Source organism: Aquicoccus porphyridii (assembly GCF_008369105.1).
In the GTDB taxonomy this organism is placed as follows: Bacteria; Pseudomonadota; Alphaproteobacteria; order Rhodobacterales; family Rhodobacteraceae; genus Aquicoccus; species Aquicoccus porphyridii.
On record NZ_VINQ01000007.1, the window covers coordinates 52,176 to 76,769 of the forward strand.

Here is a 24,594-nt window from a genome sequence, read left to right on the forward strand (position 1 = left end):
CCGCGTCACGGCCCGGTGGCGCACCCGGGTCGTCCCTGCCGCCTATGCCGGTTTGACCTCGGGCTTGGGGTCGAGGATCGAGATCGGCCGCCGGACCCGCACGCCCAGTCCCCCGCTCGGCGCAGGCACCCGCTTCGAGGCTTCCACCATCAGGACGCCGCCCGGTGCAATCATCGGCACCGATCGGCCCACCCGCTCCCAGAAGGCGGCGGTCCTGCGCCAGAACCGTCGTGCGCTCGGCGGCTGATAGAGCGTGGTGCGCTGCTCTCCGGCCAGGAATCCATGCGCCTTGAGCTGCGCATCAAGCTGGCCCAGTGTGTAAGGTCGCCCATAGCCGAAAGGCGTGCTGTCATTGCGACTCCAAAGCCCGGCCCGGTTGGGCAGGATAAAGAGCGCCTTTCCCCCCGGCCCCAGCACCCGATAGCATTCCTGCAACACCGCGCTCGGCATTTCACTGGTCTCCAGCCCGTGCAACACAACGAGCTTGTCGACCCGCCCGGTTTCGATCGGCCAATAGGTCTCTTCGCTCAGAACACTCACATTTGGCATCCCCGCGGGCCAGGCCATTACCCCCTGCGGCCCTGGCATCAACGCCACCACGCGCCGCGCCTCACCCAGATAGGGCCGCAACAGCGGCACGGCAAAGCCAAACCCCACCACCGTCTGGCCCTTGGCCTCGGGCCAGAATTCGAGCATCTGCTGCCGGATCACCTCCTGCGCCGCCCGCCCCAATGTGCTGCGGTAATAGAAGTTGCGCAGATCCTGCACATCAAGATGCATTGCAGCCCGGCTCCGGATCGGTCACTCTGGCCCCCACAATATCAACAGGAGCGCGAAACGCCATGGCCTTCGACCTCGTGACCATCCCCTGTCTTGCAGACAATTATGCCTTTCTGGTGCATGACCCCGACACCGGCGATACCGCCGTGGTGGACGTGCCCGAGGCCGCACCCATCGCCGCCGAACTGGCAAGCCGCGGCTGGACTCTCACTCATGTATTGCTCACCCATCATCATCACGATCACGTCGAAGGGCTGGACGCGCTGAAACGGGACTGGCCCGAGGCCGTGGTGATCGGCGCCGCCGCCGACGCCCACCGCCTGCCGCCGCTCGATCTCAGGGTAAAAGAAGGCGAAACCATTACCGTTGGTATCGAATGGATCGGCGTGATCGACGTGCCCGGCCATACCGTGGGCCATATCGCCTATCATTTCCCCGAATCGGGCTATGCCTTCACCGGCGACAGCCTGATGGCGCTGGGGTGCGGGCGGCTGTTCGAGGGGACCGCTGCGCAAATGTTTGACAGCCTGTCGAAGATCGCCGCTCTCGCGCCCGACACGCTGATCTGTTCGGGCCATGAATACACCGCCGCCAACGCCCGCTTCGCGCTCTCCATCGAGCCCGACAACCCGGCGCTGCAACAACGCGCCAGGGAAATCGAGGCCACCCGCGCCGAGGGCGGCTTTACCGTGCCTTCCACCCTGCAACTGGAACTCGACACCAACCCCTTCCTGCGCGGCCATGTCGCCGAGGTGCAGAATACCGTCGGACTGAACGGTGCCGACCCCGCCGACGTCTTCGCCGCCGTCCGCAAGGCAAAGGACAGTTTTTGAGTGCTGCCAGCCGTCGGACAAACCGATCACGATTTTATCTTCGTATCTAGGCACACCCGGTATGTACGTTTCCGCCCCCAAAACGGGGAATTGCATCGATCGGCGCCATTTCTTTTCATTGCCCCTTGTCCCTGCCCCGGCAGATCATTAAACGGGTCAGCGGAGACGTGGCCGAGTGGTCGAAGGCGCTCCCCTGCTAAGGGAGTAGGCGGGAAACCGCCTCGAGGGTTCGAATCCCTTCGTCTCCGCCACCCACCATTTTCATTGAACCCTATGGGGCTGCTTGATAGCGTATAAGTTACTGAACTTATGCGCTCATCTGCGTTCGTTGATTTCATTGGCTTCGTTTCGATTGCGCTCGGTTCTATTCATTTGGTGGTACGAACTGTGGTATTTTCTATGGCTTATACCTCGGGAAAGCTGACGAAGAATCTGGTCCGAACGCTCGGCCCTGGGCGGCATGGCGACGGCCACGGGCTCTATCTGGTGGTCGATCCATCCGGCGCGCGGCGCTGGATCGTCCGCGTCACGGTGAAGGGACAGCGGAATAGGCAGGGAAAGCCACTCCGCACCGATTTCGGCCTCGGCGGTGCTGACGTGGTGACACTCAACGTGGCTCGCGAACGCGCCCTGGAGTATCGCCGTCTTGCCAAGCAGGGCCTCAACCCGAAATACCACAAGGACCAGGACGTGCCCTGTTTTGAAGAGGTCGCCCGGCAGGTTCATATCGAGCGCCTGCCGACCTGGAAGAACCCGAAGCACGGACAACAGTGGATCACCACGCTTGCCGACTATGCTTTCCCCGAGATCGGCAGGATGCCCGTCTCGGATATCGATCAGCCAGAAATCTTGCAGGTATTGTCCCCGATTTGGACCGAGAAGCACGAAACCGCGCGCAGGGTCGCACAGCGGATGAAAACAGTCCTCGATGTGGCCCGGTCGCGCGGTTACCGCGAAGGCGAAAACCCCGTGACGGTCGTGATGGACGCCCGTGTGCTGCCGCGCGTGAAGGCGAAGGTGAAACACCACAACGCGATGCGCTGGCAGGATGTGCCCGCATTCTACGCGCAGCTCTCGCAACAAAGCGGGATGGCGGCCAAGGCGTTGATGTTCACCTGCCTGACCGGGTGCCGAACTAGCGAGGTGCTGCAAGCCGTTTGGGAGGAGTTTGACTTTGACGACCTGATTTGGACGATCCCCGAAGAGCGCACCAAGACGGGGGCCGAACACCGCGTCCCGCTTACAGATCAGATGTTGGCAATCATCGAGCCATTGAAGGCATTGCGCTCTGAATGCGTCTTTGAAGGCCAGCGCCGACACAAGCCGCTCTCGAACATGTCGATGCTGATGCTGCTACGACGCATGGAGATCGAGGGTGTGACCGTACACGGGTTCAGATCAGCGTTTAGGGATTGGGCTGCTGAGGAGAGCAATCACCCGCGCGAGGTGGCGGAAATGAGCTTGGGGCACAAGGTGGGCTCGGAGGTTGAACGGGCCTATGCGCGAAGCGACTTGTTGAGCAAGCGGCGAGAACTGATGGAGGGTTGGAATGCATATATTCGGTTCTCCGGAGTATGAACGGTTTTATGAGATGATCGACGAACTGGATTCCTCGCGAAATCCCATGCTCAGGAGAATGCAATCATCACAACGCAGACGCCTGCCCAAATGGTGGCCAGAAGATGGGTTGGGACTGGATCGCGCGAGCCCGTTCTTCCAGGACTATGTGGGAGTCGTGAAAGAGCTGAATCACTTCCTTGAAGACTTGTATGAGACCAAGTTTTGCAAGTTTGAAAAGTACAAACTTGCCGTAGCAATGCACGGCGTCTTGGCGCCGAGATTTTCCTTGGGACCAAATCAGCTTGATCGGGGGCGTCAGACGCAAGTTCTGAAGCAATTGGGAAAAGCTCACCGGGACTTGTCTAAAGCAATAAATACGCTTCGTTCGCTACCTTACCCCGCGAACCTTCAGGTAAATCCCGTCCTCGATGATCTTATTCACCAGCAGGGCCTTAGAAAGATCGAAAGGTTGCAATCTTTCTATCAGTATCAAAAGGCGCAGGTGCAATCCAAAGCAAACGAAAGGGCGGTTGTCCTTGCTCGATTTCTGCGGATCGGATTTGAAAGGTACACAAGCACTGTATGTCGGGCATCCAAAGACTCCGACGGATATATCTGCTCCGCCTTCGCGCTCGGCGTGGAGAGACTGTTCCATCATATCGGCTTGGAAGTGGATGCTTTTGAGCCGGCGCGTCAAGCACTCTCCGACGGCGATGATGAGTTCTTCACTTGGGCTGTTTTGTTGCTACTGGAAGACCCATACATGGCGATAACTCTGTAGCAAATTTTTTTATTGGCGCTCAGTTTGGACAGCTTCGGCGCATTCCAGCACAATCAGACGCAACCGAACCGTAAAGCGAAGCGGAAACTGGAGGCGACTGAGATTCCATGGAAGTGTTTGATAATAAGCGTGTCTACGACGACAGTGACGAAGAGCTGGATCTGATTGCTCCTAAAGCAAAGCGCGCTCAATGGCGCCACCGAAGGGTTGGACCTGCATGGATCAAATTCGGACGTCGAGTCAAATATCTCGGCAGTGATCTGAACGCATACGTCGAAGATAATCGCGTTTCTCCAGGCGACGTGGCCTAGGGAAGAAAAGCAAAACCCCGCACCGGGCGGAGCCTTGCTTGGATTTCTTGCGCACCTGAAGTCTAAGTACAAGCCGCCCCATAATTCAACCCATACCTGATGCCGTCCTCGGCATTTTCAGCCACGTATTGCGGGCTGTGGGGAGAGGCTTGCCTAATGAGAAACAAGAACGAGCACGACAGCACCATTCCAAAGGCTGACCACGCCGAAAGCGCGATGCCGTGTCCTGGTGGAACGTCATGAGTTGGAAAGTGGCAAACCTCTGCGCCGAGAGGAAGTTCGGCAGCCCCGTGCGTAAGCAGATCATCATGTTCCTGGCCGACAAGGCGAGCGACGATGGATCGGGCATCTGGTGTTCGAAAGGCACGGTCCAGCGCCACACCGAGTTGGGCGAGTCCACAGTCAAACGGACCATCACCGAATTCCTGCGCGAGGGCATTCTGGTCGAGACCGGACGGCGCCCCTGCAAGAACGGCTACACGGTGATCTATCGGATCGTTCTGGGTGTGGTGAACGGCCTGGAAACGATCTCCGAACCGGACGACGAGCCCGAGTTTTCGACGGGGTCCACAGCGGACGGGGTTCCGCATGGCCCCGGAACGGGGTCCGCCCTGGACGGGGTACCGGGTCCAGAGCGGACCCCAAACCATCCTAAAACCATCCAGAAACCACCTACGCGCGCGAGCGCGCGCGAGGCGGAGGACCAGGATTTCGAGAAAGCATGGAGCGCGTACCCAGAGGATCGGCGCCGGAACAAGGATACCTGCCGCCAGCACTTCGAGCGGGCCATCGAGGACGGCACGACTGCCGAGGAATTTATCAACGCGGTCCGAGCCTATGCGACCGAGACCGAAGGCTACACCCGCTCTAAGGTTTGTTTCTCGGACAACTGGTTCCGGGAGAGCCGTTGGCAGCGATTTGTCGAGGAGGCCCGCGAAGCGCAAATCGGCGCCGCCGAACTTGAGGGAAAGCACTTTCGACAACTCGCCGGGTGGGTCAGGGAGCGGCACGGCTTGTGCAAGCATATCTCCCGCGCCCAAGCCGGTGAACTGCTATCGCTTGGGCTGGTCTCCGAGCCAGAGCTTCGCCGTGCGGAGGTGGCATGGTGACCTCGAACATCAAGCAGTCTGAGCAAAGAGCAAGGCGACCCGGTTCTAGGTCTTCGACCGTCGAACCGGGGCCTTGCGAGGGGCGGCACGCCTCCCCTTCGAACCCCAACCGGACCGCGCGGGGCGCGGTCCCCTCGGAGAAGCAGGAAGCCGTGTTCTTCTACTGCTCCTCCAAGGAAAAGGCGCTGATCCGGCAGGCCGCTGCGGATCGCGGGCTGTCCATGTCCGCCATGCTTCGGCAACTCGCCACCGGCGCGGCTCCGAAGCGGCGCAAGCCTGCGCCCCGTGTCGATCCCGCGCTTGTTCTGGCTGTGTCCCGCTACGGCGGGAACCTCAACCAGATTGCGCGGTGGCTCAACACGGCGACCCGCACGGGCCGGGCCAGCGAGGTCGAGGCCCTGCGCGTGGCGGCGGCGCTGGTCGGCATCGAGCGGCGGCTGGCGGAGATCGTCGCCCAGCACCGGAGACCGACCGGATGCTGATCAAGTTCTTCCCCAACGGCAAGGGCGGCGGCGCGGGGCCGGTCGAGTATCTGACCGCCCGCACCGTGCTCGCCTATGACGACAACCGCGATCTGATCCGCGATGCCTCCTGCCAGCCCATGACCGTGACGCGCGAACCGCTGCCGGAGGTCGTGCGCGGCGACCCCCAGGGCATGATCGACCTGATCGACGCTTGCCCGCACCAATGGACCTACCGTGCCGGTGTCGTCAGCTTCGCCCGCGAGGACGCACCGACCGAGGACCAGCAGCAGGAGGTGATCGACCGTTTCGAGGAGATCGCCTTCGCCGGTCTCGATGCGGACCGCTACGCCTGTCTCTGGGTACGCCACACCCATGAGGATCGTGTCGAGCTGCATTTCTGCACGCCGCGCATGGAGTTGAACAGCGGGCGCAGCCTCAACATCGCCCCGCCCGGCTATGGGCGCGCCTTCGACAGCCTGCGCGACCTGATGAACAAGACCCACGGCTGGGCCGATCCCATGGACGTGGAGCGCGCGGCCGAGGTCAAGCCGGTCTCGGAAGCCCCGGACCGAGCCGCCGGGCGCGACGGGCTCCATGCCTGGATTGGTGATCAGATTTCCATGGGGCTGATTGAGGATCGCGCCGGGATGGTCGCTGCGCTGACCGATGCGGGCTTCGAGGTGCCCCGCGCGGGCAAGAATTACCTGACCGTCAAAGACCCCGAGACCGAAGAGCGGTTTCGCCTGAAAGGAGAGATTTTTCATGAAGACTGGAGAGCCGAAGCAACGGCTGAGCGAGAAACTGAACGCGGACATGGAGCGGATCAGGGCGGAGAATGCCGCCTCGATCGACGCACAGTTGCAGAGCTTCAGGACCGATTTGAAGACCATTGCCGAAAACGCGCTGGCTACAATCAAGACCGATACGGAAGGCTACCTGCTGCGCGTGAGGAAGCACCTCATACGGCAGAGCGCGAACGCAGCGCGGCCGGAATGGAAGGCGCTGATGTGGCCGACACTGGTGGCCTGCGGCCTGATGATCAGCGCCGGGTTTTCGACCTGGACGGTCATGACCTGGCTGACGCCCAACCTGAACACGATGGGGCTCAGGGTGATCGAGCGGCCGGAGGCGACGTTTCTGATCCCGCGGAGCGGCCGGGCGACGCTGACCCGCTGTTCGCTGGCGGGCGAACCCGTGGACTGCCTGATGATCCCGAAGGAGTGAGCGATGGAAGGTCTGACGCCGCTCGAACGCGAATTGCTGGGCTACGTCGAGCAGTTGACGGAAGCCTCGAAGGCATCCGCACAGGAATTGACCGCCTCCGGGCAGGACAGGCGGGCGGAACTGGATGGGTTGCGCGGCTCCATGATCGCGTTGCTCAGGTCGCAGCTCTCATTGGTCGAAGCCTTGAACGGCTGGATGCAGGATGGCCTCGGCACCACGCAGGCCCCCTCGAAGCTGAAGGACAGCCTGTCGCTCGCGCTGGAGGCGCAGAAGCGCCTCGGGACGCGGTGACCGACGAGATCGGGGAGAACGTGCATGGCCTGCGCCATTGATCCGCGAATTCCGCGCTCCACCGGACACGCAACACTGAACAAGCAACAAACGACACTGAACAGGGGACAGGCAACACCGGACACTGAACACGCGACACTGAACACGCGACACGCGACACGCGACACGCGACACGCGACACGCGACACGCGACCGTGGGCACTCATCACCGGACAGTCAACACGCAACAGGCGACGCCGGACACGCAACAGGCAACACCGAACAAGCAACACTGAACACCGAACAAGCGACGGGAGTAACCGTATGATTTATCGAGCTATCTTGTTTCTCACCTTGACCGCCGCTCCGGCAAAGGCGGATCAGATCGAGTTGAGCAATTCCATCCAGCCCGCAGAGACCGACCGCTACGGCTGCACAATCCGTCCGCGACCTGAGCACCTGACCTTTTCCTCCTTCCGCGATAGTTGGCGCTCCGTCGCGGCCGACAAGTTCTACAGCCTGCGCCGCTACCAACAGGTGCTGGACACCGGCAGCTGCGATTGCGCGGTGCTTCAGCCGGAATGGTCAATCATCGAGGACGAGTACCAGAGCCTCGGCTTCACGGACGGACCGTCCTCCACCTACGACGACTGGGCGGATGCAGCCTATTTTCCGGTGATTTCAGGACTTCGGGATGCCGTTCGGGATCTTTGTGAGGGGGCGGAATAATGGGTATCGTGAGTTTTCTCGTAGAAGCGGCGGACGAGGGCCTGGAAACCGTCGCGGAATCCCAGTTCGCGGCGATCACCTCGGGAATGGGGGCCGCGGTGATGCTGGCGGCCACGCTGGCAATCATCCTACTGTTCGTAAACATGGCCTATCAGTTCAAACCTATGGATATGAACGATCTTATCCCGCTCCTGATCAAGATCGGCCTGATCAACGCCTTCGCCTTCAACTGGGTGAACTTCAACGTGGTCAGCAGCTTCATCACTGACGGCCTCGACAACCTCGCCGGCACGATCCTCGGCTCGATCACCGGCGATACCGGCGCCGGAGCGGCCTATTTCGCGGGCCGGTTCGACCAGGTACTCGACGATCTGGCCGATCACGCCAACGCCATCGGGGACAGCCTGCCGTGGATGGCGGGGGCATTGCTGAGCGTCTTCTTCACCGCCTTGCTGGCGTTGGTCGGCGGAGTTGCAGGCGTTATCCTGGTGCTGGCCAAGGCGATGGTGGCCTTTCTCATCGGCCTTGCGCCGGTGATGATCGCCATGTCGTTGTTCCGCGCGACACAGGATTATTTCCAACGCTGGCTGGCGGCTATCATCAGCTGGTCGTTCTATCCTGTGGTGATCGCCGGAACGATGTCCGTCATCTTCGGGCTTTTCAGCGTGCTCCAGAGCCGGGTCGGCGGTGTCGAGAATCTCGGTCGCATTGGTGCGGCGTTGCCCTTCCTGGCTGTCGTCATGGTCTCCCTGGGCATGGTCCTTGCCATTCCCGTAATCGTGCGGACGTTGACCGGCGATATCAATTCGGGATGGGCAGCCTCGGCCGTGGGGGCAGGCATCCGCAAGATGACGCAGCCGCAGAGGCCACAGCAAAGGAACCAGTCCCCCACGAACACGACAAGCGACACGAGCCGAAGGTTGAATGCCGGGCCGGACGCAGCCCGTTCTCCATCCTCCGCAACAGATTCCCGCCCTTCGACCGGCACGGGGGCCAAGATGCAACGCATGATGGACCGTGCGGAGCGCCTCAGTGCGGACGAAAAGAAGAAATGATGATGGTTCGACGTCTGACAATCAAGTTGCGGCAAAGGGTTGTGTCCTTTGCCGCACGGCTGCTCTCACTGCGCTCCGGCGTCGTGTTGGCAGAAGAATACGATCCGGACGAGCTGATCGCCGGCATCACCGTGGTAAATTCGCACGACGCCGTTGATTTCGGGCCGCCTGTCGGGCGGGAAAGACTGAATTCCTAAGGGCAAGCCATGTGTTTGGGAGCTGCTTTTCTAAAGTATCAGGTTGGGCTTTTCGCAACTTAAGCTGAGCGTACAGACTCAGGGTTTTCAATCTCATCTTCTGTCGCATCGATGGCATGTTCTTTCCATGCCTGCAGCAGCCAATGCGGTAGTTGATCGTGTCTCTGCACCGCAACACGCGCATTTCCGAAAGGCATTACTGGCTTCAACACCGTTCGCACAAGAAGGCTTCCCGGATTCACTTGAATCGGAGCAATAAGGTCAGGTGCTAGAGTAATGTCTTCGCGGCTGCTAAGATACAGAGGGACGACATAGCTCATCTGGCCGAAGTACCAGTAGGGCAGATGTAAGTTACGATTTAGTGACCATTGAATAGCCCCGGAAACTGCACACATCTGCGCCACTCTTGGCGTTTCCGCGAAGAACGGCACCCGGTCAGAGTTGTCGTCGAGTATATGGTCGTGCATCATGACGATCTCCACGCCGCTCGGAATAGCGTTGGGCGCGGGAATCTCGGGCGGAACTGGTAGCCTGGGTGCTGACATATTTGCTTCAACAGCGACCAGATAGAATGGTTCTCGGTCAGGATTTCTGTTTCGTGCGAATGCCAAGTAGATTGGCGTCCCGTAACGTGTTTGAAGGTGGCCAGCCGTCACATAAAACTGGCCGTCGCCTTCAGTGTACTGTCTCTGCTCAATGCTCCAAGCAATCTGGACCGCAAGGTACTTTTTAAGAACATGATTATTCCGCCCCCAGTTTTCCGGCAAAGCCGTCTCTGCAAGTTTCTCAAGCAGTTCATTCGGGATAAAGGCGAAACGATGTAGCCTATCGACAACCCGGCTGGTCTGAGGTTCCCCCCATGCGGCTACAAGTTCATCGTGGTCAAAAGTCACTCCACACTCCCCAAGAGTTGTCAAAACGTAAGGCGACCAGTATCTAAGTGAAAGTTACCAGCCTCTAATTGCTTTGCAATGATCGATGCGGGTGTCCACTTCGGCCGAGCTACCGTCTTTGGCCTCGGCAATGTTAGCGGTGCCTTTGTCACGTGCACCGCTCCCTTACCTTGGACCGCCGGAAGATGGATTTTCCCGGCTGTTGCACTGTTCCAGTTCACTCTGTGCGCAGCGAATGGCCGCGATACCTTATGTGTTCTCACTTTTTCCCGACCGAAGTCCGCTTTTCATCTTCCCCCAAGTATCTACCGTGGACCCTCGGTCAACATCTTCGCGCTACGATAGCAAGGGCATTGAGCGTGTAGACCTCAAATATCGGAACGCTCAATGCCCTTGCGGATTCGGTGAGGCAGCCGCTCGTCCAAAAACGCGGCGAAAGCTGACTCAGAGCCCTTTTCGCAAAATTCTGCCGTTACTATGAGAGGCACCTCCCGTCGGGGGCCTGACGGACCTGCTGGCGGGGTTTGCGGGTGAGTTTGGCGCATTTTGCCAGTGAGCGCCTTTGGTCCCTGAGCTATGATGATAAGGCGGCACCCTGTTCGATGCGGCAATGTAGCGAAGGCCGGAATGGTGACGCCGGGGATTTTGGAGAGAACCAATCATGAGACAGCTTCCCCCCGACAAGTTCAAGGTCCAGCGGGTTTTTTGGCGGGGGCTTGAAACCATCGGGCTGCCGCCTGCGCAAGTGCTCCGCCTGGCCCGGTTGCCGGCGACCCTGCATCTTGACCCGAACAGCCAGGTCACGACGGCACAGTATTTCGCGCTTCTGCGCGCGGCGGAAGAGTTGTGCGGCGACCCCGCCTCCGGGTTCAAGACGGTGGCGCAGGGCGATCCGTCGCTGCTGCCGCCCTCGCTTCTGATCGCCAACTACGCCCGCAATTATCGCGACGGGTTGGCACGGACGGCGCGGTTCAAACCGCTCTTCGCGCCGGAGCGACTGCATGTCTCCGAGGATGGCGGCGACTGGAGCCTTTGGGCCGAATGGCACCATGCCCCGGATCAGGAACCGCCGCTGGTCGCCGATATCACCTTTGCCGCACTGCTCGAACTGGGCCGCCGGAACACGCGTGTGCGGATCGTGCCACGACGGGTCGAACTGTCCCGTCCGGATGACGGCGGCGGCGCACATGAGCATTATTACGGCTGCCCGGTCCCCTTTGGCGCCGCGCGGAACATCCTGGTGCTGAAAGCCGAAGATCTGGATCGCCCGTTCCGGGGTCACAATCCCGAAATGTTAGAAATACTCGGCCCCGCGCTCTCCGAGGCGTTGGCGGAGCTGACGGCGCAGGGGTCGGTCAGCGCCCAGGTCAAGGCGGTGATGAAGAAAATGCTGCCCAGCGGTCGGCCCGAGCTGCGCGAGGTGGCCAGGGAGCTTGGGGTCGGTGAGCGCACCCTGCAACGGCGCATCGCGGAAGAAGGCGGCAACCTGCGGCAACTGTTAACCGAGGCGCGGCGCGATCTCGGGCGACAATTGTTGCTGGAGCCCTCGATGGAGATCGGTGAAGTGGCCATTCTGCTGGGTTTTGAGGATTCAAACTCCTTCTACCGTGCCTTCCGGTCCTGGGAAGGGACGACCCCGGCCCGCTGGCGCGAATTGCAGGCGTGACGCGTCGTCTTCTGCGTGCCAGCGCCTGAATTTCCCGTGCTACTGTGCCGCCAGATAGGCGATGATGTCGCGGCGGTGCGCGTCGTTCGGCACCCGCACGGCCATCCTGGTGCCGCGCACCAGTGCCCCGGGATTGGCGAGATAGGCATCAAGTGCCTCCTCGGTCCAGGTGATGCCGGACTCTTGCAGGGCCGAAGAATAGGTAAACCCCTCGGCGCTACCTGCCACCCGGCCCATCAGCCCTTGCAATGTTGGCCCAGCACTGTTGCGCGGCTCATCCACAGCGTGGCAACTGGTGCATTGCCGCTGGAACAGGTTCTGGCCGCGTTCGGCGTCGCCCTCAACCTCTTGTGCCAGTGCCGGGGCGGTTAGGATCAGTAGGGCCACACTTGCCAAGCGCATCACAGCGTCTCCTCAAGTTCGGTTTTCGACAGCGGCAGGCTGCGGATGCGCTGCCCGGTCAGCGCCGCGACGGCGTTGACCACGGCGGGCGGGGTGCCGGGCACGCCGGGTTCACCGATGCCGCCAATGGGTGCACCGCTTTCGACGATGCCAACGTGAACGCGGGGCATCTGATAGCGCGCTAGGAAAGGGTAGCCATCGAAGTTGCGGGCCTGCGGCATGCCGTTTTCATAGGTCTGTTCTTCGACCAGTGCCGAGGACAGGCCCGTCGCCACCGAGGACTCGACTTGCGCCCTGATGATGGCCGGGTTGACGATCTTGCCCGGATCGACCGCGACCCAGATGTCGTGCACCTTGGCCTCGCCATATTCGATGGAGACTTCGGCAAGGGTCGCCAATTCACTGCCAAAGGCCGAGGCCATGGCCACACCTCGGGCGCGGCGGCTGCCGTCTTCGGCCGTATAAGGCCCCCGTTTCCAGCCACCAGAGAGTTCGCTCACGGTATCAAGCAGCGTCAGGTGGCGCGGGCTGTCCGACAGCAGGTGTTGGCGCAGGGTGAAGGGATCTTGCCCGCCGGCATCGGCAATCTCGTCAAGGAACCCCTCGTAGAAGAATCCGTTCATCGAATGGCCGACCGAGCGCCAGAAGCCCAAGGTGACCGGATAGGGATGCACCACCTGGGCGATGCGGCGGTTGGCGATGGCATAGGGTTTTTCGCGCAGCCCCTCCACCACCGAGGTCTTGGCAACGCCTTCGGGCTGGCCAACGCTGGGGCCGTCGCCCACGGTCTCGATCTCCAGCGCCACCGGCAGGCCCTTGTCGTCAAGCCCGGCGCGCATCCGCGCCACGAATTGCGGCCGCATGGAATCACGCAGGAATTCCTCCTCGCGGCTCCAGATCAGCTTGACCGGGCGCCCGGCGGCGCGGGCCAGGAAAGCGGCCTGCAGGAAAGGATGACCGGCGTTGTACAGGAAATGCCGTCCGAAGAACCCGCCCAGCAGCGGCGAATGGATATGGATCTGCTCCGGTGCGAGGCCCAGCACCTGGGCGGCGACATTGCGGAACACATCCGGCGCCTGGTTCGGCAGCCAGAGGTCCAGCGTGCCGTCCGCGTTCCAGCGTGCCAGGGTCGACGGCGGTTCAAGCTGCCCGTGAACCAGCAGGGGTGCGTCATAGGTGGCTTCCACCACCTGCGCCGCAGCGGCCAGGGCGCTGGCGGTATCGCCGTGGTTCTCGGCGTCAATGCCCGGCCCCGGCGCTGCGATCTGCGCTGCGCGCAGGGCGGTGGTTGAGAAATCGGCGGGCATGGTGTTCGGCGTGCCCGGTTCGGGCTCGGTCCAGGTGACTTGGAGCGCCTCGACGGCTTGGCGTGCGTGCCACCAGTAATCGGCGATCACCGCCACCGCCCCCTGCAGTCGCTGGATCGACTGAACGCCTGTCATTGCCGCCACTACGGCCTCATTGGCAATCCGACCGGGTTCTCCACCCAGACGCGGCGCATGCTGAATGGCGGCATGCGCCATGCCCTCGACCTGCACGTCAATCGTATAGGTGGCCTTGCCGGTGGATTTGTCGCGGATGTCGAGCCGTTTCAGCGGCTGGCGAATCCAGCGGAAATCGGCTTCGTCGCGCAGCGTGACATCGTCGGGCACAGGCAGGGCAGCGGCCTCACCGGCCAATTCACCATAGCTCAGGCTCCGGCCCGAAGCGGCGTGGATCACCTTGCCCGGCTCTGTGCTCAACTGACCAACCGGCACGTCCAGACGGGCGACCCCAGCCGCAAGCAACATCTGCCGGGCGGCAGCGCCCAAGCGGCGCATCGGCTCATAGCTTGCCTGCACGGAATGGCTGCCGCCGGTAATGCGGAAACCGCCAAGCTGATAATCTGGGCCCGGCGGAGCGTTCTCGACGATGAAATCGGCAGGATCAGAATCAAGCTCCTCGCCGACCAGCTGCGCCAGCGCGGTAAAAATTCCCTGGCCGCCCTCGATGAAGGGGCTTTGCAGGCGCACGCGCCCGTCGGCGCCAATCTCGATGAAGGCACCGACACGGGTGCCGGGCACGATCTCGGCGGTCTCTTGCGCGCGGGCCGACCGGCCGGGCAGGGCGACGGCCAGCACCAGGCTGCCGAGCGAGGCACCAAGGAAGCCCCGGCGCGACAGGTTGACGGTTGCGGGGCGGGCGGGGGTCTGGTCGATGACATTCATGACTCTGGCCTCCTCAGCTTTGCGCCGCATCGCGCACGGCGGCGGCGATGGCGTTGTAGGTGCCGCAGCGACACAGGTTGCTCATCGCGTCCGCAATGTCTGCATCGCTCGGCGCGGCATTGTCTTTCAGCAGCGCCGTCGCCGCCATCACCTGGCCGGACTGGCAATAGCCGCATTGCGGCACCTGATTGGTCACCCAGGCCTCGACTACGCGCCGCCCGACGGCGTCTTCCTCGATGGCTTCGATCGTGGTGATCGACTGCCCCTCGACTGCCTCCACCGGCAGGGAGCAGGACCGCGTCGGCACCCCGTCGACCAGCACCGTGCATGCGCCGCACATGCCGATGCCGCAGCCGTATTTGGTGCCGGTCATGCCCAGAATATCGCGGATCGCCCACAAAAGCGGCATGCCCTCGTCGGCCTCGATCTCATGTTCGGTGTCGTTGATGGTAATCCTCGTCATGACCTGCCTTCCGTATGGTGGGGTTCGCATCGCGCCTTTGCGCATAATATGAGGCCCGGCGCGGCGGTTGTAACTGGCGGATTATGCCAAACCGACTTGCACACCCCGCCAATTCCTGTCGCCGGACGGATACGTGCCGGTTCGCCCGCAGCCTAGGCAAGGGGCAGGCCGAAAACGCGACGTTGGATCGAGCGTGGTACGGCTATTGCGAACTTCTCATCTGATCGAATTGGGATCGCTTGATCTCGAAATCTGACATCGGCGATGGCGCGGCAAATGGCAGTGTTGTCCGCATCTTTCCAATTCGTAGACGTGGCAGCGAAGGTCTGCAATCGTCATGCAGGCAAAGGCCGTCGCGCCGGTTCTCCCGTCTTCAGGACAGCGTTCATTATGACGATCAGCTTGCGCATGATGGCTGTGATTGCGACCTTGGCAGGCTTGCCACGCTCACGCAATCGGCGTGCAAATGATTGCATTGCCGGATCGTATCGCAGCGTTGAAAGAGCAGCCATGTAGAGGCTCGCCCTGACTTCTCGTCTTCCGCCTGAAATGCGGCAGTGGCCCTTCATTGCCCCGGAATCCTGGGCGTGCGGCGCAAGACCAACGATGGCCGCTGCCTCGCCTTTTGTCAGTGAGCCGAGTTCCGGCACATAGGCAAGGCAGGCCGCAGCAGTCTTGGGGCCGACGCCAATCACCGATGTCAGAAGATCCGACTTCCGCCGAAACTCTGGTGTCGCAGCGACCAGCTTGGCGATCTGGGTATCCAGTTCATTCATTTCCTTGGTCATAGCCCGAACATGGCGCTTCAATGATCGCTCTACCGCTTTGATTTGCGGATGTTCCAGTCTGTTTTGTTCAGTACGGATCATCTGGGCAAGATCATCGCGCCGACGCCGCAAGCCGCGAAGCTCGACTGTTTCTTTGCTAGGTGGTTGCCATAAACGCAGGTCATCCGACTTTGCTGCAAAGAGTGCCAGCATCCTTGCGTCCACTGAATCTGTTTTGGCCGATAGACCTAGATACTTCGCAAAGTTCCGGGTTCGCGTGCCATGCGCGCGACGGACAGGCAAACCCTGTTCGACACAGCATTCAAGAACTATGCGCTCATACCCGCCGGACGCCTCACAGACGATGAAGGGCAACCGGTCCTTGCTTGCGGCCTTGAGCAACCGTTTGACCGCTGCCGCGCTGTTTGGGATCGTCATCTGCCGATCATCTGGCAAACTGTGAACCGTCAGGCTGGCTTTGGAAACTTCGAATGCAATGATGTTGGTGCGATCTACCTCGCTCGAAATACTGCTCATATCTTTGTCGTTATCCCTGATTATGCTCGGCCGCGAAAGCCCTTCTACCGTTCGGATGGCCGGACAGATGTGACGGGTGGCAAGATACTTTGCGACCGCAGATCGGGTCATTCCTCGGGGAGGCCCGCCCGCCACCAGCTCCCGGATGGCCATCCGAGAAACCGACCGCCTTCATTCTCTCAGAGAAGAAAATAGAGGCAATGTCTTACGCATAATCCTCGGGGGAGTGCCGCCAGGCACGGGGGCAGACAGCCCCTAGGATGGACATCAACCTCCGGATGTGCCGGGAGTCAGAAGTCGCGGGTCGTAATCCGCTGAAACCAAAACGAATTTCCGATCTTCCGAATCCTTGAGATAAACGGCCTCTCTATCTGCAATCGCCAGAACATCGTCTGTATGGCGCCTCAGAAAGCCGGTGGAGATCGGATCCTCCTCCGAAGACGGGTTGCAGCCGACCTTCAAGGTGATGGTCTGGCGGGCCAGCGTTTCAGCGGAAACCCCATCGTCCCGCGCCAGTTCACAAAGCCGCCCATAGAGGTCGTATGACAGGTTAAGGATCAAATCGGGCATCTTGCCATCCGTATGGTTTCAATGGGCTATTCCATTGTGGCCAGCAGATACCGCTCGTGCAAGCAGCAACTCCTTACATCCGCACTGATAGACAGAAGGGGCGCGGCCAGCCGCGCCACACCCATCCCTTGAAGGGGAAGGAGTTTCGGCTTCCTTCCCCCTGAAGCGAAATAGACAGGGCCGTGTCCTCGGCTGCGCCTGCGGGCCGCACCACCCCTGTCGATTTTGCTTCACCCCCATCCTCTCACGCTCGCCGCTCGGCAGGGGTAAGCGGGCGCTTACCCCCCTTCAATGATGAAGAAGGCGCGGGAACGGGGCGCTCCGTGGATCAGTGAAACGGAGTGAAGACCATGCCGAGACAGGAAAGATTGGAAGCGAAGGCAATCAAACGCATCCTCGATGCTAGGACGCGCGAGGTCGTCGGATGGCTCTACGAATGGAACACCGGAGAACAGGTGCCCCGCTGGAAGGGCGGGCGCAGGAAGAATATCATCTACGAGCAAGATCCCGATTCCTCGCGCTCGACCGATAACCTTTAGAAACAACACCGCCGCCCGATCCGGGATGCGTCGATGTTGTTCCCAATCCCTGGTGGTGTTTTCGCCCAACTCGTAGCGGGCGGAAAAGGCAGCTCAGGAACATCCCTGCCGCCTTTGGATCGCGGCCACGTCAACGGTTTCGGGCACATGGACGGCGGCAGGCTTCGCCTTGCCCCGAGCGATTTCCAGTGCCTTCGATCAAAATCGTGCGCGCCGCCGTCCTGACCAACGCCTTGTCTGCATCCTCGCGGCTGCATTCTGGCGGGCCATGTAAGTTGTAACGCCCTTGGCGAGACCCTCATGGTTTAGGTTCAGCTTGCCTGACAGAGCATCCCTGAGAAGTGCATTTCTGCCACAAAGGGCAATCATGGCGTACCCGGCTACCCTACCGGGGAAAAGACACCAAAGATTGGTGCCGCCCGGTGTTGTGCGCGCAACGAAATTGTCGCCAGCGGTGAAATCAAACATCACTGGAACCTTGCAGCCCGTCCAGTTTTTCGGCAGGGTCTTGCCCACAAAAGGTGTGAGGAACAGCAGGCTGTTTCCCACCCGGTGCCAGAAACGGAAACTCTCGACCAACCGCGGTCGATCCCTTTTAAGCCGCGATCCGTCTACCACCCAGATCATTCGATCATAGAATGCTTCCCGGGCGCGGCGCTCGTCCGGCTGCAAATGCGAATGCTGAAACTCGATGACCAGGCCATGGGGCGTCTTCACATCGGCGATATGTTTCTCCCCGTCAGGAGCAACGTGGATCACCTCCTGGCATTCCTGCGGGAACAGGCTTTTCCAGCCGCGGTGCCACTCGGTCTCATTTTCATGCCATGGATCGCAATGCTTCCGGCCTTTGTGGGCCCAATGCCAGACCCTCTGCTCGCCACATTTTGCGGTTACCGGTGCCCCGCATCCTGGGCATTCAGCGACGACACCTAGCTGTGGGATGTCGCGCTCACCATTCACCAGTGCAAATTCCATATCGTTTCCCTTCATGTCGTGGGGGCGCGCGCACGGGAATCCGGCGAGCGTTTTCGAAGTCGGAAAAGTTGGTGCGCAGCTCTGCCGGTAGGTGTCCGGTGCTGGTTCTTGGTTCTCTTCGGTGCGCGGGCTTTTTCGCCATTCACCGGTTATTGGGGCGGCTCAACGCGATGCCTGGCGCCACCTTTTTCTCGAAGCATGACCAGAGCATATCTCAAATATTCTTGGTGTCAAAGATGAGCCGCATTGGTTGCCCGAGCCCCACCCCGCGAACGGGCCTTCTCGCTGATCCGCCTTTGGACCTGACACATTTCGATGTCGCTCCGAGTTCGCAGCTACGCGGATTGAGCCTCGCAGGTCGTCTATCGTGCAGGCCGATAGCCAACGATGTCGGTTTGAATGATCACCAGCGCCGACTGGCTCAATGAATGGAACACCGGCGAGCAAGTGCCGCGCTGGAATGACGGGCGCAGCGAGAATGTCATCTAACAAGCGGGCCCAGTAGACGGGGGTGCGTAACCGGGGGGCTTCGGCGTTTCCCGCCGCCCTCCTAACGATCAGGCGCAGCCTTGAGGCCATCCTCAAACCGCTCCGCCGCTGCCACGGCCTCATTCATCAGCGAGTCGAAATTGTCTGGAGGGTTTCCACCGTCCAACATGCCTCTGAAGGTCGCATAGGCATCCGTCTTGCTTCCATAAGCCCTCAAGGTCTTCTCGTCGTTCACCCAGGCGAGCACGATGACCTTCGCGTCGCTATTGAATCGGTAAAAAAGTCGATACTGCTGGAAGAACTTCGCTCGAAACCAGTGCTTTCGGTCATCACCGAGCGTGTCGCCTTGCCGAAACGCCGAAGCACCCGGGTCAACCGGTATTGCTTCAGTCACCAGCTTGAAGATTGCCGCCAGTCGTTTCGTACAGTTCTTCTTGCGCCACGTTTTGGGGTCGCGCCGCTTGCGCTGTTCGACCTCCTCGGTCAGCCCTTCGAGTTGATCAAGAAAGATCGGGTGCGCGTAAATCGACCACCCGTTGACGACAAGCGCCGCCTCGGTGGGCTTGGTGCCGCCCGTCATTCGTCCTCGGGCGACAGCGGCGCGTCGAGATCAAGGTCAATGTCTCCGACAAGTGCCGCGAGGCGGTCACGCAAGGCACCTTCAAACGCCCGGATGTGTTCCGGGTGCGCCTTGATATCGGCTTCGACAAAATCGAGGAACGCACCGAGCGCGGCATCGCCTTCCTCAGCGCGCACGGGCTCGATATAGACGCGGCCGCTCGGCTCAATGCAATAACGAATCTGATCACCTTTGCCGAGTTTCAGTTGCTTGCGCACGCCGCTTGGAACCGTGGTCTGATAGCGATCGGTGAGCTTCGAAACATCCTGAGCGAGCGCGGTCATAGCAGCCTCCTAAGAGAATGGCATTTGGAACACATGATAGGTAATGCATTTGCATTGCCGTGTCAAGCGAAGTGGTAAGGTGTGCCTTGTTAAGGCGGGGCGCGGACGCGCCCATACCGGAACTGCAGCCTTGGCCCAATGCTGCATCGCAGCTGCCCCAGACCGACCGTTCGATACGTGGTGCATTAACGACGCCAGCTCAGAGGTACGTACCCCGGGACAAGTGAACCCCACTAGTCGCGCGCACAACGCAAAAAGAGAGCCCTTTCATTGCCTAGGTCCGTCCGGAACTTTTATCGTTCACTTGCCCCGCGAGACCGTCCGCACTCGCCACTCCGATATCACGTCACTTGCCGATCCGGACAGAACTACCCCTGCGATGGTAAGTATTTTTCGGCCCGCAAGGCGAGCGCAACATACTGCGGCAAGGATGCGTTCTCGAACACTCGGCACTCTATCAGTTTGTGCGATATCATGAAGTTCACCAGCGAGCTCCCAAAGGACGTTGACGGCTTCACGAAATAAACTAATACGTTCACCGTAATCTTCCACACGCGTCAAGTATTCTAAGGCATACTCACGCCGCACGCGGAAATGAAGCTGCTCAATACTCCTGCTCATCGGGTGATGGACCCCCATTTCTGGAGAATACCCAAGGGAAAAGCCTGCCTTCGTCGCGCGACTACTCCAGTCTCGCTCCTCACTTCGATTTATTCCCGAAAAGCCGCCAACCTTGTCGAAAACGTGCTTACGAACGGCTAGATTCCCTGTTCCGACGAAGCCATTACGAATGTTCAAATCATTTCGATGCGCAAATACCTTCTGATATGCGACTACGGAGGCATCAGAAAAATTGTCCGATATATAGCTATGCACTTGACCTGCGACAATGCTCACCGACTCATCTTGGAATGCATCGGAAACAGCTCTGGCCCATCCTGGCATGGGGCTACAGTCCTGATCGAGGAAGGCAATCACGTCAAAGTTAGCGACAGCAGCTCCAGCGTTCCGCGCTGGCCCTGGCCCCGGTTCGGGTTCATGAATAATCCTGACACGGTCAAATTCCCTAGCCACGGGCCCGAGCACATGCTCTTCTCCGTTGTCAACGACAATGATTTCTCCAGGATGCAATTCACAAGCAATCAATTTCCTCAAGAACTCTCGGAGTGCGGTCGGCGGCCCTAGGAATGGGGTAATCAACGAGAATTTAGCGTGCGGTGGAGCGGTCGTCGACGTCACCAGCCCCCTATCACAGGCCTTCGGTTTGTGTGTGATCCTGCTATCGGCTTGGTTCGTGTCTGGTCTGGAATCCATCTCGTAGCTAAGCAAAGTTATATGCGTCTACCACTTCGACCGCGTCGACAATACCTTTATTGATTGTCGACTTAACAATGGCTACAAATTCGCGATCACCTACTCGCTTGGCAAGGTCGCGGACAAGATCCGGGTCGCTCACAATACGAGTGCTGCCCGAAGTGCCAAATCCATGGCAACCTGCGAATAGGAAAAGAAACTTTCCCGAGTTTCGACGCATCTTGACCACCAATGAGTAGTCAACACTCAGCAACCCGTCCGCATCCTCTTTGGGCTCGTATGTCGCGTTTGCGGAACTGATGCTTTGTGTCTCTAATGAGATCGCGTAGGGAACTCGCTTTTCCACCTCGGGCCAAAAGTGCTTTGCAACATTGTTTGCTATTGGGCCTCCAAGTAGAATAATGGATTCTTGACTCAATGTCGAACTCTCAATCGTACTCTCAAGAAGATCGAAGCGCACTCCGATTCTAGCTGAGATATGCTCAATGTTTTGGAAAGCCCGAACTTCCGCCAGGCTGACTCGCGGAGTGCTCGAAACCTTTGGTCCCGATCTTGTCGTAAGGACCACTTTCGCACTTGGAGAGGATACATATGGGTGCCAGATTTTCCTAAAATGCCGGGTAGCCCAGTACGTTCGCCCCTTCTCGAAAAAGTAGCCGATCGCCAGCAGCAGAACGCTTGCGATGATCCCTGAAACTACCGAGCCGACGGTTAGGCCTTCCACCCCAATACCTCCCAGGTGATGGCAATAATAGTCGGGGCGTGAGTTATCTCTCCCTCTGCAATCATTTGCATAGCACGTTTGAGCGACACAGATACCGTCTCGAACCGGCCGTCCTCACAGCCTTCTTCGACGGCGTGAAACTTCACGACATGTGTAACGTGAGCTGAGGCTGAAAAATCCAGGTCCACCGATGCTATCAGTTCTGGCCTCGTTCCACGCACTCCGGCTTCTTCTAGCAGTTCGCGTGCGGCGTTCTCTATTTCACTCTCATTGCCTTCCTGCCTACCACCTGGGATTTCAAGAGTTTCGCGCTGGTGCAGTTGACGAAACTGGCGCACAAGAAGTAAATGACCGTCATCCGACACGCATACTGCAACTGCCGAATTCGGAAACCGCAGAATTCCTTCTTCTTCGATGTAATCGACGCCGTTGCTAAGCTTCAAACGCATCGTGCCTTTCGATTCATGCCGCGTGCTCAGCCCAGAGCGAGCGACGCTGGTGGCTGAGTAGTGTGTATCATGTTCCGCTTTAAGGGGAAGGTGCAAATGTTAGTGCGGTTGAAGGATCGTGCCGGATCGATCGGCTGCTCCAGCGGAAGCCGCAAGCAATGCACCGGTTGCGGGACCGCCTGGCGACTATTGGCAACTTGCCCGCCATAAGTGCGGCTGATCTACTCGTTACCTTCCAATGGCGGCAACAGGCGCCCCATACCTTTGCCGACGAGCGCTGCTACTTCGCTTGGACGGTAGGATGCGGCCAGCAGAAGGTTCTCGTCCTCAGTCAAACCGTTTTCGAAGCCGTCCCACTTCGCAGCCGCGACAGTTTCTTCGATCCGCTCAAGGCCATTGAGAAGCCGTTCGTCTGGCGCAGGCGCATCGTGCGCCGAAGGAAACCATTCCGCGTAGTTGGGACGCAATTTTCGAATGACATCCAGTGCCGCGCCGCCAAATCCTCCGGCCAAATAGAGCGGCTGCCTGCGCTCCAGAGCAAACATCACCTCTTCAAAGATACCCGGCATAACCCCTTGGAACCCGGCGCGTTTGCCTCCGATGACTATGCGCGCACTGGTGTTGGTCGTCATGTAGGTCCGCAAACCCGTTAGAGAGCGGGCGCGCTCTTCGGCTGGAAAATCATCGATCACGGGTTCATCAACCGGAACGTCGAGCCTATCCCCTTCAGGCGAGAGAAAGTGTATCTCGCCGAAAAGCCCAAGCAGGTCTTTTTGTTCGGCTAACTGCTCCGGCGTCATCCCCCGATGAACCGTCCAGGCTAGGCAGACTTTGAGCGGACGGTCGCGCCGCCCGTAGCGGTGCAACTCTTCGATCAGGAAATTCGTGATGCCGCCGGGTTGCAGATGCCCGCCATAACAAAGCGAGCCGCCCGCGATGATCACCGTGCGGGCCAACTCTCCGAGCGTCATCCGAAAATGCGTATCCAGTAGTCCGAGTCGGTCAAGATTGGGACTGTCGGATACGGACAAGCCAAGCTGTTTGCCATGCAACGCGTCCGCCGGGAGCAGGCCGGTCCTTTGTTTTTCTGCGGCCATTGCTACCCCCCCCTCGTGGCAAGCTGGCGCGGGGTCATGATATCGATCTCCCGTCCAAGGCGGGTTGTTCGCGCATAGTTCATCAACACATCCCGCTCTTCGGGACCCAGCGGCGGATCGGGATGCAGAATCCGGACAGTGTCGTCACTTTGGTCGTCGCCGCTTTGCGCCAGATAGGTATCTATCCAGCGAGACAAGGTTAGCGGTTCGGGCGCATGCGGTGCCCACCATGCAACATCGAGTTCAGGGCGCTCGTGAGCAAGATCTTTCTGGTGCATCCAGAGCGCGCGTTTCAGACATTCATCGACCAGGAGATTGAGGGCGCGATAGACGTCCTGCCGTTGCCAGCGCCCATCCGCTTTCCGAACGGCGATCCGGGGCACATGGTCCATCAGGAACGAGCCACGTTCTTCACCGATGCCGATGGCGTCCATCATGATCACCGGCATGCCATGCGTCTTGGCGATAACCACCTCGCGCTGACACCATTCCCGGCTGGAATACAGGTCCGTGCGCAGCGCGAGCATCGCACTTGTACCGGATTTGTCGCGCAGCTCCTGATCCCAATCGGTGCCCGGTTGCAGGTCATTGGCATCGAAAAACTCGTTCAGGCGCGTAGTGCTGATAACTTCCCTCACCAGATCAACCAGGGTATCGACATCTTCGCCTTCTCCCTGGCTGTGCCGCTTTGTGTGGCTGATGAACGCCGTCAATCGATCCATTTCATCGGGCGATACCAACTGCGCGAGCCCTTGTGTCAGGTCACGACAGACCATGCTCTCGACGCCTTCACCGTTTCTGTCGGGATTGCCCGCCGCAACGAATTGGAAGTTGCCCAGAATATTCTGAAGCTTTGTACCCTGCGTAGCGCCTGCATCCAATGCGTAGGGGAACACGCCGACGCGTTCGGGGGATGCCTGATGCAAGTCCTGGATCGCATTCACATATGCATGCCAGTGTGTGTTCTCGTCCTCGACGCATGCGGCCATTTCGGTGCCGAGCAAGGGGACGATAGCCACGAAGTGTGCCGGCCGGATACCGTTCGGCGCGGCCTGGCCTTCGGCATAGATGGGTCTGGGCACGGTGCCCGGACCTTCCCATCCCGTGCTTCTCAAGGAGACCTGCACGCCACCACCGATCACACCGGAGAAGGTCACCCCCTTCATGAAGTGATCGAAGATAGTCTCGGCGAACTTTCCGCCTTTTTGGTCGTCCGGGTGCCAGAGCACGAAGATTTCAAGGATGGGCGGTAGCATCTTACCCCTTTCGGTTGCAGGATGATCCAG

General features: G+C 59.8%; 27 protein-coding genes and 1 tRNA gene. 13 read left to right on the forward strand and 15 right to left on the reverse strand.

All coding sequences use genetic code 11. From position 1 onward, the window contains the following. Positions 1-42 precede the first annotated feature (42 nt). A complete protein-coding gene (locus FLO80_RS10865; protein ID WP_111368487.1) occupies positions 43-780 on the reverse strand; it encodes a class I SAM-dependent methyltransferase in 738 nt (245 codons plus the stop codon). Positions 781-842: 62 nt separating this feature from the next. Here FLO80_RS10865 and gloB point away from each other — a divergent pair, with 62 nt between their 5' ends. From gloB to FLO80_RS10920, 11 genes are all read left to right on the forward strand, one after another. Further along, positions 843-1,613, forward strand: coding sequence for a hydroxyacylglutathione hydrolase (gene gloB / locus FLO80_RS10870; RefSeq protein WP_111368485.1), 771 nt, complete (start codon positions 843-845; stop codon positions 1,611-1,613). A 161-nt stretch (positions 1,614-1,774) separates the two neighbouring features. Next, positions 1,775-1,864, forward strand: a tRNA-Ser gene (locus FLO80_RS10875). 148 nt (positions 1,865-2,012) lie between these two features. Continuing rightward, positions 2,013-3,191: a tyrosine-type recombinase/integrase gene (locus tag FLO80_RS10880; RefSeq protein WP_111368482.1), complete on the forward strand. Its 1,179-nt coding sequence runs from the start codon at positions 2,013-2,015 to the stop codon at positions 3,189-3,191. A gap of 13 nt (positions 3,192-3,204) precedes the next feature. Beyond that, on the forward strand, positions 3,205-3,954 hold the full coding sequence (locus FLO80_RS10885; protein ID WP_146611069.1) for a hypothetical protein: 750 nt from the start codon (positions 3,205-3,207) through the stop codon (positions 3,952-3,954). Positions 3,955-4,061: 107 nt separating this feature from the next. Next, positions 4,062-4,265 carry a MerR family transcriptional regulator gene (locus FLO80_RS10890; protein WP_111368477.1) on the forward strand — a complete coding sequence of 68 codons (204 nt, stop codon included), beginning with the start codon at positions 4,062-4,064 and terminating at the stop codon, positions 4,263-4,265. 239 nt (positions 4,266-4,504) lie between these two features. Continuing rightward, positions 4,505-5,374 (forward strand): hypothetical protein, encoded by an 870-nt coding sequence (locus FLO80_RS10895; RefSeq protein ID WP_111368475.1) that lies wholly within the window; start codon positions 4,505-4,507, stop codon positions 5,372-5,374. Positions 5,375-5,526: 152 nt separating this feature from the next. Continuing rightward, positions 5,527-5,856, forward strand: coding sequence for a plasmid mobilization protein (locus FLO80_RS10900; protein WP_111368472.1), 330 nt, complete (start codon positions 5,527-5,529; stop codon positions 5,854-5,856). Continuing rightward, the gene (locus tag FLO80_RS10905) at positions 5,850-7,394 is read left to right on the forward strand and encodes a relaxase family protein (protein WP_111368470.1); all 1,545 of its coding nucleotides are present in this window, start codon (positions 5,850-5,852) and stop codon (positions 7,392-7,394) included. Before FLO80_RS10900 ends, FLO80_RS10905 begins: the two co-directional genes overlap by 7 nt. A 262-nt stretch (positions 7,395-7,656) precedes the next feature. Further along, on the forward strand, positions 7,657-8,061 hold the full coding sequence (locus FLO80_RS10910) for a hypothetical protein (protein WP_111368468.1): 405 nt from the start codon (positions 7,657-7,659) through the stop codon (positions 8,059-8,061). Further along, a complete protein-coding gene (locus FLO80_RS10915) occupies positions 8,061-9,116 on the forward strand; it encodes a TrbL/VirB6 family protein (protein WP_111368465.1) in 1,056 nt (351 codons plus the stop codon). The genes FLO80_RS10910 and FLO80_RS10915 overlap by 1 nt, the downstream gene beginning before the upstream one ends. Before the next feature lie 2 nt (positions 9,117-9,118). Next, on the forward strand, positions 9,119-9,313 hold the full coding sequence (locus FLO80_RS10920) for a hypothetical protein (RefSeq protein WP_146611068.1): 195 nt from the start codon (positions 9,119-9,121) through the stop codon (positions 9,311-9,313). A 59-nt stretch (positions 9,314-9,372) separates the two neighbouring features. On the opposite strand, the gene FLO80_RS10925 is transcribed toward FLO80_RS10920, so the two are convergent. Then, the gene (locus FLO80_RS10925; protein ID WP_188078270.1) at positions 9,373-10,206 is read right to left on the reverse strand and encodes a DUF3825 domain-containing protein; all 834 of its coding nucleotides are present in this window, start codon (positions 10,204-10,206) and stop codon (positions 9,373-9,375) included. Between the two features lie 661 nt (positions 10,207-10,867). On the opposite strand from FLO80_RS10925, the gene FLO80_RS10930 reads away from it, so the two are divergent. Then, entirely contained in the window at positions 10,868-11,872 is a 1,005-nt protein-coding gene (locus tag FLO80_RS10930) for an AraC family transcriptional regulator (protein ID WP_111368458.1), read from the forward strand. Between the two features lie 39 nt (positions 11,873-11,911). Here FLO80_RS10930 and FLO80_RS10935 read toward each other — a convergent pair whose 3' ends face one another. The 5 genes from FLO80_RS10935 to FLO80_RS10955 form a co-directional block, all read right to left on the reverse strand. Then, entirely contained in the window at positions 11,912-12,274 is a 363-nt protein-coding gene (locus FLO80_RS10935; RefSeq protein WP_111368455.1) for a c-type cytochrome, read from the reverse strand. After that, positions 12,274-14,481, reverse strand: coding sequence for a xanthine dehydrogenase family protein molybdopterin-binding subunit (locus FLO80_RS10940; RefSeq protein WP_111368452.1), 2,208 nt, complete (start codon positions 14,479-14,481; stop codon positions 12,274-12,276). The genes FLO80_RS10935 and FLO80_RS10940 overlap by 1 nt, the downstream gene beginning before the upstream one ends. A gap of 13 nt (positions 14,482-14,494) precedes the next feature. After that, a complete protein-coding gene (locus FLO80_RS10945) occupies positions 14,495-14,944 on the reverse strand; it encodes a (2Fe-2S)-binding protein (protein ID WP_111368450.1) in 450 nt (149 codons plus the stop codon). 335 nt (positions 14,945-15,279) lie between these two features. Continuing rightward, positions 15,280-16,248 (reverse strand): IS110 family RNA-guided transposase, encoded by a 969-nt coding sequence (locus FLO80_RS10950; RefSeq protein ID WP_188078271.1) that lies wholly within the window; start codon positions 16,246-16,248, stop codon positions 15,280-15,282. A 267-nt stretch (positions 16,249-16,515) separates the two neighbouring features. Continuing rightward, a complete protein-coding gene (locus FLO80_RS10955; RefSeq protein ID WP_111368444.1) occupies positions 16,516-16,818 on the reverse strand; it encodes a hypothetical protein in 303 nt (100 codons plus the stop codon). Positions 16,819-17,168: 350 nt separating this feature from the next. Here FLO80_RS10955 and FLO80_RS10960 point away from each other — a divergent pair, with 350 nt between their 5' ends. Further along, a complete protein-coding gene (locus FLO80_RS10960; protein WP_146611067.1) occupies positions 17,169-17,357 on the forward strand; it encodes a hypothetical protein in 189 nt (62 codons plus the stop codon). A 198-nt stretch (positions 17,358-17,555) separates the two neighbouring features. Here FLO80_RS10960 and FLO80_RS10965 read toward each other — a convergent pair whose 3' ends face one another. From FLO80_RS10965 to FLO80_RS11000, 8 genes are all read right to left on the reverse strand, one after another. Continuing rightward, positions 17,556-18,332, reverse strand: a complete 777-nt coding sequence (locus tag FLO80_RS10965) for a competence protein CoiA (protein ID WP_188078272.1) — start codon at positions 18,330-18,332, stop codon at positions 17,556-17,558. A gap of 550 nt (positions 18,333-18,882) precedes the next feature. Next, on the reverse strand, positions 18,883-19,401 hold the full coding sequence (locus FLO80_RS10970; protein ID WP_111368439.1) for a type II toxin-antitoxin system YhaV family toxin: 519 nt from the start codon (positions 19,399-19,401) through the stop codon (positions 18,883-18,885). After that, complete coding sequence (locus FLO80_RS10975; protein WP_111368436.1) at positions 19,398-19,724, reverse strand: type II toxin-antitoxin system PrlF family antitoxin; 327 nt, start codon at positions 19,722-19,724, stop codon at positions 19,398-19,400. The genes FLO80_RS10970 and FLO80_RS10975 overlap by 4 nt, the downstream gene beginning before the upstream one ends. A 300-nt stretch (positions 19,725-20,024) precedes the next feature. Beyond that, complete coding sequence (locus tag FLO80_RS10980; protein ID WP_111368433.1) at positions 20,025-21,038, reverse strand: glycosyltransferase family 2 protein; 1,014 nt, start codon at positions 21,036-21,038, stop codon at positions 20,025-20,027. A gap of 7 nt (positions 21,039-21,045) precedes the next feature. Then, positions 21,046-21,762, reverse strand: a complete 717-nt coding sequence (locus tag FLO80_RS23025; RefSeq protein ID WP_149187075.1) for a hypothetical protein — start codon at positions 21,760-21,762, stop codon at positions 21,046-21,048. Then, on the reverse strand, positions 21,750-22,211 hold the full coding sequence (locus tag FLO80_RS10990) for an NUDIX hydrolase (protein ID WP_111368428.1): 462 nt from the start codon (positions 22,209-22,211) through the stop codon (positions 21,750-21,752). The genes FLO80_RS23025 and FLO80_RS10990 overlap by 13 nt, the downstream gene beginning before the upstream one ends. Before the next feature lie 221 nt (positions 22,212-22,432). Next, positions 22,433-23,308 carry a hypothetical protein gene (locus tag FLO80_RS10995; protein ID WP_111368426.1) on the reverse strand — a complete coding sequence of 292 codons (876 nt, stop codon included), beginning with the start codon at positions 23,306-23,308 and terminating at the stop codon, positions 22,433-22,435. A 2-nt stretch (positions 23,309-23,310) separates the two neighbouring features. Beyond that, complete coding sequence (locus FLO80_RS11000; protein WP_111368423.1) at positions 23,311-24,564, reverse strand: toll/interleukin-1 receptor domain-containing protein; 1,254 nt, start codon at positions 24,562-24,564, stop codon at positions 23,311-23,313. Between the last annotated feature and the right edge of the window lie 30 nt (positions 24,565-24,594).

Bases quoted from the DNA above. Each gene is read 5' to 3' on its own strand.
- FLO80_RS10945 (WP_111368450.1), bottom strand. From the start codon at position 14,944: ATGACGAGGATTACCATCAACGACACCGAACATGAGATCGAGGCCGAC.
- FLO80_RS10960 (WP_146611067.1), top strand. From the start codon at position 17,169: ATGCCGAGACAGGAAAGATTGGAAGCGAAGGCAATCAAACGCATCCTC.
- FLO80_RS10935 (WP_111368455.1), bottom strand. From the start codon at position 12,274: ATGCGCTTGGCAAGTGTGGCCCTACTGATCCTAACCGCCCCGGCACTG.
- FLO80_RS10885 (WP_146611069.1), top strand. From the start codon at position 3,205: ATGATCGACGAACTGGATTCCTCGCGAAATCCCATGCTCAGGAGAATG.
- FLO80_RS10955 (WP_111368444.1), bottom strand. From the start codon at position 16,818: ATGCCCGATTTGATCCTTAACCTGTCATACGACCTCTATGGGCGGCTT.
- FLO80_RS10965 (WP_188078272.1), bottom strand. From the start codon at position 18,332: ATGGAATTTGCACTGGTGAATGGTGAGCGCGACATCCCACAGCTAGGT.
- FLO80_RS10905 (WP_111368470.1), top strand. From the start codon at position 5,850: ATGCTGATCAAGTTCTTCCCCAACGGCAAGGGCGGCGGCGCGGGGCCG.
- FLO80_RS10975 (WP_111368436.1), bottom strand. From the start codon at position 19,724: ATGACCGCGCTCGCTCAGGATGTTTCGAAGCTCACCGATCGCTATCAG.
- gloB (WP_111368485.1), top strand. From the start codon at position 843: ATGGCCTTCGACCTCGTGACCATCCCCTGTCTTGCAGACAATTATGCC.
- FLO80_RS10920 (WP_146611068.1), top strand. From the start codon at position 9,119: ATGGTTCGACGTCTGACAATCAAGTTGCGGCAAAGGGTTGTGTCCTTT.
- FLO80_RS10895 (WP_111368475.1), top strand. From the start codon at position 4,505: ATGAGTTGGAAAGTGGCAAACCTCTGCGCCGAGAGGAAGTTCGGCAGC.
- FLO80_RS10910 (WP_111368468.1), top strand. From the start codon at position 7,657: ATGATTTATCGAGCTATCTTGTTTCTCACCTTGACCGCCGCTCCGGCA.
- FLO80_RS10990 (WP_111368428.1), bottom strand. From the start codon at position 22,211: ATGCGTTTGAAGCTTAGCAACGGCGTCGATTACATCGAAGAAGAAGGA.
- FLO80_RS11000 (WP_111368423.1), bottom strand. From the start codon at position 24,564: ATGCTACCGCCCATCCTTGAAATCTTCGTGCTCTGGCACCCGGACGAC.
- FLO80_RS10950 (WP_188078271.1), bottom strand. From the start codon at position 16,248: ATGAGCAGTATTTCGAGCGAGGTAGATCGCACCAACATCATTGCATTC.
- FLO80_RS10930 (WP_111368458.1), top strand. From the start codon at position 10,868: ATGAGACAGCTTCCCCCCGACAAGTTCAAGGTCCAGCGGGTTTTTTGG.
- FLO80_RS10940 (WP_111368452.1), bottom strand. From the start codon at position 14,481: ATGAATGTCATCGACCAGACCCCCGCCCGCCCCGCAACCGTCAACCTG.
- FLO80_RS10970 (WP_111368439.1), bottom strand. From the start codon at position 19,401: ATGACGGGCGGCACCAAGCCCACCGAGGCGGCGCTTGTCGTCAACGGG.
- FLO80_RS10890 (WP_111368477.1), top strand. From the start codon at position 4,062: ATGGAAGTGTTTGATAATAAGCGTGTCTACGACGACAGTGACGAAGAG.
- FLO80_RS10865 (WP_111368487.1), bottom strand. From the start codon at position 780: ATGCATCTTGATGTGCAGGATCTGCGCAACTTCTATTACCGCAGCACA.
- FLO80_RS10880 (WP_111368482.1), top strand. From the start codon at position 2,013: ATGGCTTATACCTCGGGAAAGCTGACGAAGAATCTGGTCCGAACGCTC.
- FLO80_RS10915 (WP_111368465.1), top strand. From the start codon at position 8,061: ATGGGTATCGTGAGTTTTCTCGTAGAAGCGGCGGACGAGGGCCTGGAA.
- FLO80_RS10995 (WP_111368426.1), bottom strand. From the start codon at position 23,308: ATGGCCGCAGAAAAACAAAGGACCGGCCTGCTCCCGGCGGACGCGTTG.
- FLO80_RS10980 (WP_111368433.1), bottom strand. From the start codon at position 21,038: ATGGATTCCAGACCAGACACGAACCAAGCCGATAGCAGGATCACACAC.